17 protein-coding genes and 2 pseudogenes (1 of these 19 only partly in view) are annotated in these 14,793 nt (G+C 39.0%); all 19 read right to left on the bottom strand.

Going from position 1 to position 14,793, the window contains the following annotated elements; all coding sequences use genetic code 11:
- A protein-coding gene (locus tag HHK02_RS00685) for a manganese-dependent inorganic pyrophosphatase (RefSeq protein ID WP_003668076.1) crosses the window boundary here: on the bottom strand, window positions 1-99 show its beginning. It extends 837 nt beyond the left edge of the window; the window shows 99 of its 936 coding nt (coding positions 1-99); it begins with the start codon at window positions 97-99; its stop codon lies off the left edge, out of view.
- Window positions 100-489 carry an iron-sulfur cluster biosynthesis family protein gene (locus HHK02_RS00680; protein ID WP_181462572.1) on the bottom strand — a complete coding sequence of 130 codons (390 nt, stop codon included), beginning with the start codon at window positions 487-489 and terminating at the stop codon, window positions 100-102.
- On the bottom strand, window positions 490-720 hold the full coding sequence (locus HHK02_RS00675; RefSeq protein ID WP_229048380.1) for a hypothetical protein: 231 nt from the start codon (window positions 718-720) through the stop codon (window positions 490-492).
- On the bottom strand, window positions 721-861 hold the full coding sequence (locus tag HHK02_RS00670; RefSeq protein ID WP_003666088.1) for a hypothetical protein: 141 nt from the start codon (window positions 859-861) through the stop codon (window positions 721-723). It lies immediately after the preceding gene.
- Window positions 862-1,356: a GNAT family N-acetyltransferase gene (locus tag HHK02_RS00665; protein WP_003670921.1), complete on the bottom strand. Its 495-nt coding sequence runs from the start codon at window positions 1,354-1,356 to the stop codon at window positions 862-864.
- Window positions 1,357-1,740, bottom strand: a complete 384-nt coding sequence (locus HHK02_RS00660; RefSeq protein ID WP_078009054.1) for an Asp23/Gls24 family envelope stress response protein — start codon at window positions 1,738-1,740, stop codon at window positions 1,357-1,359.
- On the bottom strand, window positions 1,741-1,932 hold the full coding sequence (locus HHK02_RS00655; protein WP_003670923.1) for a hypothetical protein: 192 nt from the start codon (window positions 1,930-1,932) through the stop codon (window positions 1,741-1,743).
- Complete coding sequence (amaP, locus tag HHK02_RS00650) at window positions 1,933-2,478, bottom strand: alkaline shock response membrane anchor protein AmaP (protein WP_152702984.1); 546 nt, start codon at window positions 2,476-2,478, stop codon at window positions 1,933-1,935.
- Window positions 2,479-4,008 carry a gluconokinase gene (locus HHK02_RS00645; RefSeq protein WP_098035083.1) on the bottom strand — a complete coding sequence of 510 codons (1,530 nt, stop codon included), beginning with the start codon at window positions 4,006-4,008 and terminating at the stop codon, window positions 2,479-2,481. It lies immediately after the preceding gene.
- Window positions 4,009-5,013, bottom strand: coding sequence for a LacI family DNA-binding transcriptional regulator (locus tag HHK02_RS00640; protein WP_181462571.1), 1,005 nt, complete (start codon window positions 5,011-5,013; stop codon window positions 4,009-4,011). It abuts the gene before it with no gap.
- Window positions 5,014-6,357: a gluconate:H+ symporter gene (locus HHK02_RS00635; RefSeq protein WP_181462570.1), complete on the bottom strand. Its 1,344-nt coding sequence runs from the start codon at window positions 6,355-6,357 to the stop codon at window positions 5,014-5,016.
- Window positions 6,358-7,890 (bottom strand): gluconokinase, encoded by a 1,533-nt coding sequence (locus tag HHK02_RS00630; protein ID WP_099979761.1) that lies wholly within the window; start codon window positions 7,888-7,890, stop codon window positions 6,358-6,360.
- The gene (locus tag HHK02_RS00625) at window positions 7,891-8,424 is read right to left on the bottom strand and encodes a GNAT family N-acetyltransferase (RefSeq protein WP_003671015.1); all 534 of its coding nucleotides are present in this window, start codon (window positions 8,422-8,424) and stop codon (window positions 7,891-7,893) included.
- Entirely contained in the window at window positions 8,425-8,634 is a 210-nt protein-coding gene (locus tag HHK02_RS00620; protein ID WP_003666103.1) for a hypothetical protein, read from the bottom strand.
- Window positions 8,635-8,910, bottom strand: coding sequence for a hypothetical protein (locus tag HHK02_RS00615; RefSeq protein WP_181462569.1), 276 nt, complete (start codon window positions 8,908-8,910; stop codon window positions 8,635-8,637).
- Window positions 8,911-9,363 (bottom strand): annotated as a pseudogene (locus HHK02_RS00610) (DUF805 domain-containing protein).
- Window positions 9,364-10,059, bottom strand: a pseudogene (locus HHK02_RS00605) (SDR family oxidoreductase); the annotation flags it as partial.
- The gene (locus tag HHK02_RS00600) at window positions 10,060-13,170 is read right to left on the bottom strand and encodes a type I restriction endonuclease subunit R (protein ID WP_181462568.1); all 3,111 of its coding nucleotides are present in this window, start codon (window positions 13,168-13,170) and stop codon (window positions 10,060-10,062) included.
- Complete coding sequence (locus HHK02_RS00595; RefSeq protein WP_414601694.1) at window positions 13,171-14,793, bottom strand: type I restriction-modification system subunit M; 1,623 nt, start codon at window positions 14,791-14,793, stop codon at window positions 13,171-13,173.

The following is a 14,793-nucleotide window of genomic DNA, read 5'->3' as shown; positions in this document are numbered from 1 at the left end:
TTCGTATCCCAATTGGTTTTGGAAGTATGAAAATGCCATTGCAGCAGTAATCGCATCTGTATCAGGCTTTTGGTGTCCAAATACTAATTCTTTGCTCATCTAGCAATCATGTGCTCGATCAATTTGAGAATTTAAGCCTGTATTACTAAGATCCAGAACTTCAAGATTATCTGTTAAAACGCGTTTAGGACTGACAAGTGGCATTGTAAAGTAACGCGGGTTAAACCTTACTTCCATTTCATCATCAAATTGAACTGCTGTATGGTCTTTAATAAAAACATCCCCTAAATTAGAGGCAATCTTTTCATTATAATCGGGGGTATCTAAATCCTCTTTAACAAGGATTAGTCGATAATCACCATCTAAACTGCAACCCCCAACGGCAGAAAATGGACCAACCCCATCATCAAAATCTAGGAGCATCTTCTTAGATGACAGTTCATAACGCTGTAAACGTTCGATAGCTTGATCAGTAAATGTGATATTCATTTAATGCTTGTCTCCCCATGAAGATTGTGAATAAAGCCCATAAAAAGTAGCAATAAGCAAAATATACAATTTCCAGTTGATTGGGAGATGATGGTAAAAATCGCCATAAAATACCATTATGCCGATAAACATCACAATAGCATAGGCATAATTATCGCGGTGAAAGTTAAAATTAAAAAGATAAGCAAACGCGCAAAATAATAAAATGCTAATAATATCGTTAAAAATCATCTAATTTTTCTGAACCATTCGAACTAACCCAATCATCATACTTAATAAAATTCCGATTGATGCTAGCAAGGTATATCGCCGTAATTGTTGATTTTCTTCAGTTAATAGTTTTATTTCTCGTCGCATAGCTTTTTTCTTCACTCATTTAAAATGGCGGCCTAAAATAACTAAATCACGTTTAATCCCATCAAGCTCTGCTACTTGTGGTAAAAGGCCCCATTGAGTAAAACCAAACGATTTAAATAACTTTAGGCTTGGAATATTATGGCCAAAAATATAAGCCACGATTGTATCAACTGCTAAATTAGGCAATTGACCAATAATGAATTCCATGGTTTTTGTACCAACTCCTTGTTTCCGCAACCGTTGATCAAGGTAAATAGCAATTTCACTAGTATGATTATATGCTGGACGACCATAAAAATGTTCAAGGGCCACCCAACCGAGAACCTCATTTTGATGTTCAATTACCCAGATTGGATGATTTTCGTCAAATGCTTCAAACCATTCTTTGCGTGCGTCAACCGTTATCGGGGTGAGATCTGCAGTTGCTAACCGTGATGGAATAATTTGATTATAAATTTCAACAATTTTGGGTAAATCTTCAAGTGTCGCTTTGCGGTATTGTAACTCCACTTATTTTGTATCTTTTTCTACTTCTTCTCTTGTTTTAACATCATTGATATGTAGCTCAAACTTAACTAAATTCAAGCCAGTCATTTTATTAATTGCGTGTTGTACCTCAGAACAAACAGCCTTAAAAATTTCTGGAGCGCTTTTGCCATATTCGATGGTAGCTTCCATTTTTAATGCGACTTGCTTTTCACCAACATCGGCATTAATACCCTTGGTTGGATTGCTTCCGGAAGTTACTTTATCTGCTAATTCACTAAACATATTTCCATCAAGGGAAAGGATTCCAGGAACTTTGCTAGCGGTGATCCCAGCGATTTTTTCAATTACTTGATCATCGAATGTTAATTGCTCATCAATTGTTTTATTATTTGTAGTGGTTGTCATTTAGTTGGCAAATTTATCTAACATTTTTATCGCAAGTTTATTTAATGAATAGCCCTTTGCATCAAGAATATAGCCAATTCCGCCCAAGATAGTGACAGCTAATAGAATACCGATCATTGGGAAAAAGCCCCACATAATCCAACTAATACTGATAAGCGATCCTAATATAACGCCAATTGTAGCAAGTTTCATTTAGACAATGTTAACTGATTCTCTGTTTGAGTAGGGACTTAGCTTAATGTGTAATTTATTAAGGTCAATGTCGAAATCTCGTTTTAGGTTTTCTTTAATTGTCTGGAGTAGTACTGTATGAATTAGTTTTGGATTGGTTCTCTTAGAGAGCATTCCATGAACGGTAACGTCTGCATTATGATTATTCCGGTGCATTTTGAGGTTAATCACTGGGTTATAAAGGTCAAATTTGGCAATTGAAGTAGTTAAGCTGTGTTCAACTGCATGCTGATCAATTTGAACTTTATTAGCACCATCTCTAGCGATTGTCATTTGTTTAGTTGTTGTGGGACGAAAAACAGCAATCGCTATTACGGTTAAAGCAACAATGATTAAAAATACTGCGACTCCTGCTGAGAAACTTTGACCGATGGGGCTATAAAGCCAATCATTAACTGGAATTGTCCAAGTTTGGTCACGATAAAACCATAATGATACGACAACAATTCCAACGATTACTTGAAGCATCATTACAAATGAAACCCACCATTTTTTCCATGCGGCCATTTAATTGTTTTGGCGTTCTTGTAGTTTAGCGATTTCAGAATAAGCCGGAGCAAGCATATCTTCAATTTGTTGGAAGAGTGGAGTATAGCGTTGATATACTTTTACTGCGGCTGGATCTGGTTGGTAAGAACTAACCTTGCCAATGAACTTCTGTGGTGTATCAAGACTATCGATCATTCCCAGGCCTTGCATAGCCATAACTACTGACCCGAGGCAGCCAGATTCAAATGAGTCAGGAACGTTAACCGGACAGTTTAAGATATCAGCAAGCATTTGGCGCCATACTTTTGAGCGAGCAAAGCCACCTGTTGCAGTAACGCTCGCTGGTTCACCGACTAACGCTCGTACTGCTTGGAAGACTGTTGCAATGTTCATGCTAATTCCTTCCATAACTGCTCGTAGCATATCAGCCCGTGTATGGATATGAGAAAGCCCAAAGAAACTACCACGCGCTTTAGCATTCCACAATGGTGCCCGTTCACCGCCCAGGAAGGGATGAAAGAGAAGCCCATGCGCGCCTGCTGGTACTCCTTCAATAACGTGATTTGCCAAAGTATAAGGATCGACCTGTTCGTTTTTAACTGCGCTACTATCGACAAGGTGTTTTACTGCCCATTCATAGACATCGCCACCGTTATTAAGCGGACCACCAACGACCCACAATCCTTTATTAATAGCATAGCAGAAGAGGCGGCGTTCTGGATCAATAACAGGATGATCAGTTACGACTCGTACAGCTGCGGAAGTACCGATTGTAATTGCTACTGTATTTTGCTTGGTTGCACCAACACCAATATTTGAAAGGGCACCATCGTAAGCACCATAAACAAATGGCGTATCAGCTGGTACTCCTAGTTTTTCTTGGGCTTCGGGCACTAAACCAGTTGCTTGAGTTGTTCCATCGACAATTTCAGGCAGTTGATCTTTGGTTATTCCTGCAACCCGAAGAGCCTGGTCATCCCAATCACAAGTTTTAAGGTTCATCAAGCCAGTTGAGGAAGCGATTGACATATCAACCTTAAATTCATTAAATAACCGGTAGAAAAGGTAAGCCTTAATATCAGCAAAATATGCTGTGCGGTTAAATAAGTCAGGTTCGTCTTCCCTTAACCAAAGGAGCTTTGTCAAGGTTGACATAGGGTGAACAGGAACCCCCGTCTTCATATATAATTGTTGTCCTTCAGTCATCATCTTAAGGTTGTCTGCTGCGCGCTGAGCTCGACTATCTGCCCAAGTGATTAACCGTGAAAGAGGCTTCTTATTTTTATCTAATAAGAGGAGGCTTTGATTTGCACTTGAAATTGAGACTGCCAGTAGTTTTCCTGTACTGAGGTCAGCTGCTGTAGCCACATCATGAATAGTTTGTTCCGCAGCATTAATTACTTCTTCTGGCTCTTGCTCTGCCATTCCCGCGGCATTACGATGCAATTCGTAGCCATAATTAGCTTGTGTGATCACCTGCGCATCTTGATCATATAAAACGGCCTTTGTGCTAGAGGTTCCAACGTCAACACCAATTAAGTAGTTCATCTAAAGTGACTGGTGTGCAATGATTTCAACTGGTAAAAGGGTAGTGGAACTGATTGTACTTTGTTGGTTAATCTGTGTTAAAAGCTTATTAGCTGCTAAGCTACCCATTAACTCCATATCTTGCTTCAACAGAAAAATTCCATTAGCGACATACTGTGACCATTCCCAATCATCAAAGCTAACTAAGCCAAGATCATCAGGGAAAGAAAGGTTTAGTTCTTTAAAAATTGCTAAAAGGTCAAATAAAATAGGTCCCATTAATGAAACGACAGCAGTTTTGCCTTTGAGCTTATTTAACTGTTGCAGAAACGTTTTAGCAAGCCATTGGCGATCATGTCCACGGGTTTCAATATTGTGATAGCTTAGCCCATTATCAGCAGCAGCAACCTTTAAACCGGCAATTCGAGGAATTTGACCCGATGCCTCCGCAAAGTGGGCGCTGACAGTTAAAATATTTTGATAACCATATTGATACAGAATCTTACCGAGGTTATAACAAGCATCGCGATTAGCAGAAGTGACTTTACCAACTGTAGAAGGCTGGTCATCAACTTCACGGTCAACGATCACTAGTGGAATATCGTTATGAATAGCAGGAGCAAATTGACTAAAGTGACGGGAATTAGGTTGGACAATAATGCCGTCAACTCGTTGTTGGTATAGTCGCTGAAGAGCACGACTTTCATTTTCCTGAGAGTTGTTCGTATTCATGAGGAGGATATCATAGCCTGCCTGTTGCAAAACATCATCGATCCCTTTGGCAAGTAAAGATGAAAAGGGGTTAGAAATATCTCCAACGAGGATTCCAACAACGTGACTATGAGTTTGGCGAAGCTGTCGAGCAGAAGCGGTTGGAACAAAGTGAAGGTCTTTAATTGCTTTTTCCACCCGTTTCCGCGTTGCTGAGCGCATTTTATCATAACGACCATTAATAATACGTGAAACAGTAGTCACCGAAACACCAGCTGCTTTAGCAACGTCAGCGATAGTAGTATGTTGCGTCATTTAGACAAATAATGAAATGGCATAGACGGCTCCCAATCCAGCAAGAGCTAAGACGGAAGTAAGAGTTGTCCACGAAAGTAAAGTTTCCTTTAATGAAAGACCAAAATATTCCTTAATCATCCAGAAACCGGCATCATTAACGTGTCCACAAAAGACAGAACCAGCACCGATGGAAAGAACCATCAATGTTGCCATAATTGAGTTACCGCCAAATTGGTGAGCCATTGGAACCACAAGGCCGGCAGCGGTCATCGCAGCAACTGTTGAGGATCCAAGTGACATCCGTAATAAAGCAGTAATTAACCAAGCAGCTAGAATTGGTGAAATGTTAGTTTGAGCGAATAAACCAGAAATATATTTTGAAATTCCACCATCAACAAGAACTTGCTTGAAGGCACCACCACCACCGATGATCAAAAGCATTACAGAAATTTGCTTGATTGAGTCGGCAAGGGCGGTTGAAATTTCTTCCATTTTCTTGTTTCGCCATAATCCCATTGTAAAGATTGCGAAGATTAATGAAAGAAGCATTGCAAGGTCAGGTGCACCAATAAATTGAATGAATTCATTAACTGGATTGTTCTTAGGGAAAATAAATGAACAAATAGTAGCAACGGCAATTAAAATAACTGGCATCATTGCAGTTAGAACGGAGATACCGAACTTAGGCGTTTCTTCAAGCTTGAATTCTTTATATTCGCCAAGAACTGAAATATCAATATTTTTACGGTAAACACGCGGATAAACTTTTTGTAATACCCAGTTATAAACTGGACCAGCAATAATGATTGTTGGGATTGCAGCTAAAATACCAAGCAGCAAGACGTGTCCAAGGTTTGCACCAAGAATGTCCGTGATAGCAGTTGGAGCGGGATGTGGTGGTAAGAAAGCGTGGGTAACGTTTAAGGTTGCTGCCATTGGAATACCAAGATACATCAATGGCATATCAAGCTCGTGGGCGATAATAAAGATAATTGGTAAAACAACGACAAGCCCAACTTCAAAGAATAATGCTAACCCAATGATAAAGGAGGCAAGGATAACAGCAACTTGGATCCAACGCCGACCAAACTTATTAATCAATGTTGTTGCAATTCGATATCCACCACCGGCATCAGAAACTAATTTACCAAGCATTGACCCGAAACCAAAGATAATAGCTAAGTGTCCTAATTGGCCCCCGATCCCGGTTTCAATTGTCTGCGGAATTTTTGTAAGTGGAAGGCCGAGTAACAAACCAACGATGAATGATGTGATTACTAAACTAACGAAAGTGTTCATCTTTAGTTTAACAATCATGAAAATTAAGATAATAACCCCGATTAAAACAATAAGTAAAGGCATCTAATGAGTAGTAGATTGTTGTTGTAATTTAGCGATGGTCGAATAGGCTGGTGTTAATAATCCTTCGACCTGCTTAAAAAGTGGTAAGTAATTTTGATAAACATTAACCGCATCTTGATTTGGTTGATAAGAACTGATATCACCAACTAATGTTTTAATGATTTCATAGTTTTCAATCATTCCTAAACTCTTCATTGCCATGGTGATTGCACCGAGACAACCAGATTCAAATGAGTTCGGGATATTGACCGGACAGTTCAAGACGTCTGCTAACATTTGCCGCCAAACTTCAGCTCGCGCAAAACCGCCAGTTGCAGTTACGCTTGCAGGATTACCAACAAGATCACGAACCGCTTGGAAAACAGTTGCAATATTCATACAAATTCCTTCCATTACTGAGCGCAGCATATCGGCACGAGTATGAATGTGGGAAAGTCCAAAGAAACTACCGCGCGCATTAGCGTCCCATAATGGTGCCCGTTCACCGCCAAGGAATGGGTGGAAGAGCAAACCGTGAGCTCCGGCGGGAACACCTTCAATAACTCGGTTAGCAAGAGTGTAGGGATCAATATTTTCATTTTTAACTGCACTAGCGTCAACTAAGTGTTCAACGGCCCACTGATAGACATCGCCACCATTATTAAGCGGACCGCCGATGACCCATAAACCTTTATCCACGGCGTAACAGAAGAGTCGTTGCTGAGGATCGATCACTGGATGGTCAGTTACTACCCGAACACCAGCCGAAGTTCCAATCGTAATGGCAACAGTATTTTGCTTAATTGCACCCACACCTAAATTAGATAAAGCACCGTCAAAGGCACCATAGACAAATGGCGTGTCAGCGGGGATACCCATTTTTGCTTGCGCCGCTGCTGTTAGGCCAATCGCTTGGGTTGTTCCGTTCACGATTTCTGGTAATTGGGAACAGTCGACGTTAGCGAGTTCCAATGCTTGATCGTCCCAGTCACACGTATTGACATTCATCATTCCGGTACATGAAGCGATGGAAACATCAACCTTAAATGTATTGAAAAACTGGTGGAAGAGGTAGGATTTGATATCGCCAAAATATGCAGTTTGAGCAACCTTATCTGCTTGTGTCTTATTGAGCCACATAATCTTGGTCAATGGGGACATTGGATGAATAGGTGTACCTGTTTTAGCATAGATTTGCTGACCAGCAGGACTATTCTTTAATTCGTTGGCGACATCACGTGCACGGGTATCAGCCCAAGTGATGACCCGTGAAAGGGGATTGAAATTCTTGTCGAGCATAATCACACTTTGGTTAGCACTAGAAAATGATACCGCTAACAATTTTCCGTTTGTTAAATCTGCTTTTTGTGCTGCATCATGAATAACTTTTTCGACTGCTTCGACAATTGCAGTTGGGTTTTGTTCAGCCATTCCACTAGCATCGCGGTAAAGGGAATAACCTTGGCTAAATTGATCTAACACAGTTGCATTTTGGTCATATAGAACTGCCTTTGTAGAAGTAGTTCCAACATCAACACCGATAAAATAATTCATTTATGCTACACGCACTTTTGTTAACAGTTCATAAACATAAGACAACTCACTTGGACGAAAGGCGCCATGGAGGGTCCCCACTTTTTTAAAGCCGCTCTTAGTTGCGATCCGTTGCATTGCCATATTATTTTCATTTGTGCTTAAACGAATTGATTTGATTTCTGGACGCTCGGTCTCCAAATACTCAATCAAACTCAAAAATAATTTGGATGCATATCCTTTTCCTGCGTGCCGTGAATGAATAGCTACGCGGTGGATTACAACATAATTTTCAGTATTAATTAGCCATTCCCCGTTGAGTTTGTCATAAAAATGATCCGGTGCTTCAACAATTGCTAACGTGCCAACTGTTTGTCCATCATCTGCCTTAACGAGATAAGCATAACCATTCTCAATATCTTCTTTTACATGGGTAACGTTCGGATAATCCCCCTGCCATTGGTCAACGCCCCGCTCAGCTAACTGGTTACGTCCATCACGTAAAATATCTACTACTACATCTAAATCTGCCATTGTTGCTTTCCGGATTTTCATTTAAACGTTCATTGTCTTACCATATTCATTATTAATGGTATCAACAACGTCCTTGGCATGCATATCATCTTCAACAACTGTTTCACCGTCACGAAGAGTGTACTTTACACTTTCGTCCAAGTTATCAAAGTCTACATCATTACCATCTGCATCTACAAAATTGAACTTCGAATCTTGGAAGTTCTTAAGAGCATCTGCATTAATTTCCATTTATCCCTTGTAAATAGGTTGGTATGATCCCCGTAAAGTGATCTTATCAAGTCCGTTATCGAGGTTGTACTTATCGTCGCTAAGCTTCTTTTCCCGGTAACCTGCCCGTGAAAAAGCTTCGACTAAGCGTGCCATAAATTTTTGACCGCCTTCTGCAGTTTCATAAATCATGTGGTCAATGTATTGTGGCATATTTGTACTCTTCCGCAATAAAGTGATTAAGTACACCTGCTTATCAGTCTTGTTAATTTCTGAGGTATTTTGCATCAATGACATTTAATCATTGTTTCGTAATGATGGAACAGTAATATCATTACCGTAATTGGCACTCCACCACCCATGCTTGCTGACATAGCCTGTTGGCAAGCAGAGAATCACTAAGAAGATTATATCAATGACTGAGGAAATAGTTTCCATTCAGAAAACCAGTACAGTCCAGCCAGTCAAACCGGTATCACGAACCCGCCGGACACAGATAGCAATTCCGGGAATAATAATAGCAATAGCGAATACTGCAATAATGAAGAGTAAGAAAATTAAGAATCCAACGCCACGATTATAGCCATTCATAATCGAAGTGACAGAAGCAAAATCAGCGATTGCTAGTAAGAAATATAAAATAACAAAAATGATGAAATTAACTAATACTGGCCACCAAAAATCCGCCCGCGTTGAAGTAGCCCGGTACTTAAAGGCGTTTTCCCAGTAGTATTTGTAAGCTTCAAACATTTAGATAAATTGAACTCCACCGTCAATTTGGACAGCTTGTCCAGTCATGTAGTCAGATTTGTCTGAAGCGAGGTAGGAGACAAAGTTAGCGACGTCTGACGGATGTTCAACACGACCAAGAGCAATTCCGTCAATAGCGGCCTTTAAGTATTGACCTTTTTCACCACTATTTTCTTCAACCATCTTTTCGTCGATAAAGTCCCACATATCGGTACCCACAATACCTGGGCAATAGGCATTAACCGTAATATTAAATTTAGCTAATTCCTTAGCAGCTACTTGTGTTAATCCACGAATAGCAAATTTAGTTGAAGAGTATGCTCCTAATTGTTCATAACCAATGTGTCCAGCGATACTTGAAGCATTGATGATTTTACGGATTTTATCTCCATCATCTTGCTTCCTAAATTGTTCAGCAGCAGCTTGAATCCCAAACAGAACACTATCAACATTAGTAGCGTAAATTTTATGAAATTCTTCGGCTGATTCGTCTAGGAGATTACCGATTTGTGCAATTCCGGCATTGTTAATGTAAGTGTCAAGGCGTCCAAAATTATCCACAGCAGCTTTTACAAGCATTTCATGAGTTTCCTTTTTTGAAACGTCACCAGGAGCTGCCACAACCTTATATCCTTTGTCAGCTAATTCTTTGGTTGTCTTGTCTATTTCTTCTTTATGATAACCATTAATGACCATCTAAAACTTTTTCTTTAATTCATCTGCAAACTCATTGATAGAATGACGTAATTTCGTTCGATATTTTATCCTTGAAAGTCCCTTAACCTCTTCAGTTTCAGCATCTGTCTTGTATACCGCTTGACCTTCCATGACGATGTTGTCGAGCTCTCCATTTCCGTTTAGGTCATCGGCACCAATGACATGCTTATCTAAGATTTCATTTACTAAATGTGAATCTTCAATATCAGATAGTCCCCACTTTTTCTTATACTCAAAAATGGCAGAACGTTGTTGACCTTCATTATTTTGGGCAATTAACTTTTTAACGTGCTTTTGTTGCACAGGATATTCAAATTTAACCTTTCCTTTGAAGAGCTCCTTAATAAATCTTAGAATCTTGGCCGCATATCCCCGATCTTCTAATTTATCGGAAATAATCTTTACTTCTTCAGCGGATTTTTTAGCGCCCTCAATGTCGTTATCATGATACTTATTCATTACCTCGACAATTAAACCTTCAAGATAATCCCAATTAACCTTCACTTCTTTAACGTGTTCCATTTGGAGGTCAACTTGCGAGAAATCAATATGATGTCTTTTAGCAATTTTTGTTTTTAGCCGATTTGCTAAAGTGGTTGTTAAGATTTCTTCATCATCCAAGCTCATCCCCAATGAAGTTAATAATTCTTCAGGGCGTGTATCGTCATATTCATCATCTTGTTTGGCAATTGCCATCAAATGGTTGTATTGCCGTAAGTCTTTGTACATTTGTTCTTGTGCATTTTCGCTTGCTGGAATATCAGTAAAATCTTCTGAAAAACCAGCTAACCTGTTTACTACCTTATGCAACTCTTTCTTAACTTCACCATAAGAAGGGGCAATAACACCATCGTTTTTACCTTCATCGTTAAAAAGTTCTTCTTGAATGTTAACGGAGTTGCGGTTTGCATATTTTGCCAATGCACTTTTCATTAATTTTTCCGTGTGTTTAGGCCACCGGTAATTTACAATTCGGCCGAATGGCTTAGTTTGCATATCCTGAACCCGGTTTGTTCGCGAATATGCCTGAATTAAAGCTGCACCCTTTAATGTCCGATCTACATAAAGAGTATTTAATTGTGGTGCATTAAAGCCCGTTAATAATTGGTCAACAACGATAACAAGATCAAAGTATTTGCCATCATCAATTGTCCGATTCAATCGCGAAACTACTTGTTCTGTATATTCTTTAACCTGCTTATCATTAAAGCTAGTACCAAACATTTCATTGTAGTCTTGCATTGCGTTACGCAAAGAATCATTCGTCTCTAGCTGATTATCACCATTGGACGTATCTTGACTAAAGGTAATTCCAATTCGTAATGGATGTTCCCTTTTAGCATTTTGCTTCTTAAATTCGTTATAATACTCCATCGCCATTGGAGTTGATGCTTTCCCGCCACCAACATGAGTAGTAAGAATTGCATTGTACTTACCATTAACAGAGCGTTTACTCCAATTTTTCAAGATATCCTCAACGACCAACTCAACATGTTTATGATTTTCATCATAGACACTTGGCTCAACCTTATCGTCCATGTCGTTTTCATTCATGTTGACGATTCGTTCTTGAATCTCCTCATCTGTCATCTTAGGATAGCGAGCCTTAAAATACTCTGGCAGATACTGTTCTCGCAGTACTTTTTCAGTTAATGTTGTCTCAAAATCAACCTTGAATCCGAGAACATTACCATCTTTAATGGCATCTTGAATTGTATAAGTATGAATAACATCTCCAAAGATATCACGAGTTGTCGGGGCTTTAGATTTACCATTTTCTTCTGGAAATACAGGAGTCCCAGTATAACCAACCCAGGCCGATTTAGGAAAAGCTTTCCGAATTCTTTGCAGCATTTCTCCAGAAGTTGATCGGTGAGCCTCATCAACAATAAAGACAAGATTCTTATCCACAGGCTTGAAGTCTTTGCTTCGAACCATTGCATCCATCTTTTGAGTAGAAGTTACAATAATTCCGTTTCCTTTACGCTTCAATTTATTAGCTAATGCCCATCGATTAGCAGTATCAGTAACTACTCCCCCATTACTTCCTTCAGTATTTTCAGGATCGTACGCCATATATTCATCAACTGTTTGGTTAGTTAAGGCCACTCGATCAACCATAAATACAACTTTATCAACATTAGGTAATCGTGATGCAAGCCAGGCAGCCTTAAATGAACTGATGGTTTTACCAGATCCAGTTGTATGCCAAACATATCCGATTCGTTGATCATCAATCCCAAACGTATGCTCACGAATTTTGTTAATGACCCGTTTTGTTGCATAAACTTGATATGGACGCATAATCTTTATCATTTGATGACGGGGTGTTCCATCCAAAATCATATAATTTGTTGCCATTTGATGGGCCATCGGAATCGATAACATTAGATCCGCAAATTGCATTGCATCTAGCACTGGTTTATTATCCTTTGCTCGTTGCCATTGAAAAGCAAAATCTGTATTAAACTTGTCAGCTGTCGTATTAGCCATGTAACGTGCATCATGTGGTGTTAAGGCAACTAAAATTTGAAGAGTGCCAAAAATATCAGAATATTGGTCTTCTTCGATATATTGATGCATTTGGTTTAACGCTTCTTTAGCATCCCGACCATCAGCTTTTTCCTCAATTTGGATAATCGGCAACCCATTTATTAACATTGTTACATCAAAACAACGATTCTTCCGTCCTGGAATTACTGCTGGACGCTCAATCTGATTAACAATTTGATAAACAGTATTCCCAGCGCCTATTTGATCCTGGTCAAAAACTGTTAAATATACATGTTTACCATCATCACGATCAATTTCAATTTGCGATATTCCATTAGTCCCGTATAGAAACTGCCCGGCTTCATAGGGAGTATTTAATTTATTGACTATCGCCTTCACTTGATTAAATTCAGTTGGCGATAACGGTTTCTCTAGGCGGTCTTGATTATGTTGCTCAAGAATACGCTTAAAATTGTCCCACAATTGATCTGTTGTTTTAATCTGTGGTAAGTATTCCCATTGCTTAGTTCCACCTAAATTACTAAGATGGTTAATTAATTCATTTTCAAATGCTAGTTCGCTCTTCCAAATAGTCATTTATCCATTACGCCTTACCTCGTTTTCTAACATTTTGATAAATTCGTTTAAGTCGTTTTGGGTCTTCTCGTCTTTCGAAGTTAGCTCTTTCATCATCCCCAAAAGCTCACTTTGGGTCTGTTCGATCTCTTTTTGAGTCTCTTCCATTTCTTTTGTTAACTTCCCAAGATCAACTGGTGGTTCAGGTTCAAATGTATCAACATATCGCGGAATATTAAGGTTATAGTCGTTTTCTTTAATTTCATCGATTGTTGCCACATGAGCATACTTGTCAACGTCTTTTCTTTCCTTATATGTATCAATTATCTTATCAATATCTTCTTTTCGTAAGACGTTTTGGTTCTTACCCTTTTCAAAGTTTTTGCTTGCGTCAATAAACAATACATCTTTATTTTCTTTATTCTTCTTTAAGACAAGTACAACTGTCGGAATTCCAGTTGAATAGAATAAATTTGCTGGCAACCCAATAATTGCATCAATCTGATTTTTCTCTAATAAAGCTTTACGAATCTGAGCTTCCTTAGCACCACGGAATAGAACCCCGTGTGGCAAAACAATTGCCATCGTTCCATCTTGTTTTAAGTGATATAGGCCATGCAAAAGAAAGGCATAGTCGGCTTTTGTCTTCGGTGCCAATGCTCCATACCCTTTAAAACGAGGATCTTTTAACTTACTATCATTGTTATCCCACCGTGCAGAATAAGGTGGATTAGCCACAACCATGTCAAAACTATGCGGATGATCTATCCCATGTTCGTCTACACCATCAGGCCAATCCATTTCAAGCGTGTCTGCATTTTTTAGCGTCATGTTTTGATAACGAACATCATGCATCATTAAATTCATCCGCGCCAAATTATAAGTTGTCGTGTTTAATTCTTGTCCGGCATACTTTAACTTCTTCTGTGCAACTTTATTCTTGAGCTGATCTTTTACTGTTAATAGTAGTGATCCACTTCCACAAGTAAAGTCATACACTTCTGGGGATTCCAATTCAGGATCTAAACCTGATGTAGCTAATTTAGCTAATACTTCAGAAACCTGGTGTGGGGTATAGAATTCTCCAGCTTTTTTTCCTGAATTTCCGGCAAATTCTTTAATTAGATATGTATAAATATCTCCTAAAATATCTTTACCATTTTCATCTCTATATTCAACTTGGTCTACTAAATTAACAATATCAGTCAATGCCTTTGCCCGCGCTGATGTTGAATTACCTAGACGAGAATTACCTAGGTTCATATCATCAAATATCCCATGAAAATCTACTTTAGCATTCCGATTAAGGCTTAGATTATGGTTAAAACTATCTAACATATCCTGATAGTCTGAGGGAGCAATTGTATTATTATTGACTTTATCGACAATTGTTGCCCATGTATATTCAGGGGCAATCGCATAACCAAGCGAAGAAGCGATTTCTTCTAAATAATCATTTAGGTCTTCACCGCTTGCTTGTTCTTTATATGCGTCATTTACACTCTGACCCTCTGCAATATCGATCAATTTGTTTTCAACCATACTTTTTTCTTGATGTTCTGAAAGATACCGATAAAACATAAAACCTAAAATATAATTTCGATATTCGCTGGCATCCATATTGCTCCGTAAGCGGTTTGCCAT

Origin of the sequence: Limosilactobacillus reuteri, assembly GCF_013694365.1 — a bacterium.
Taxonomy (GTDB): Bacteria; Bacillota; Bacilli; order Lactobacillales; family Lactobacillaceae; genus Limosilactobacillus; species Limosilactobacillus reuteri_E.
Note: the sequence above shows the minus strand (reverse complement) of the source record. Positions and strands in the feature narration are given on the sequence as shown.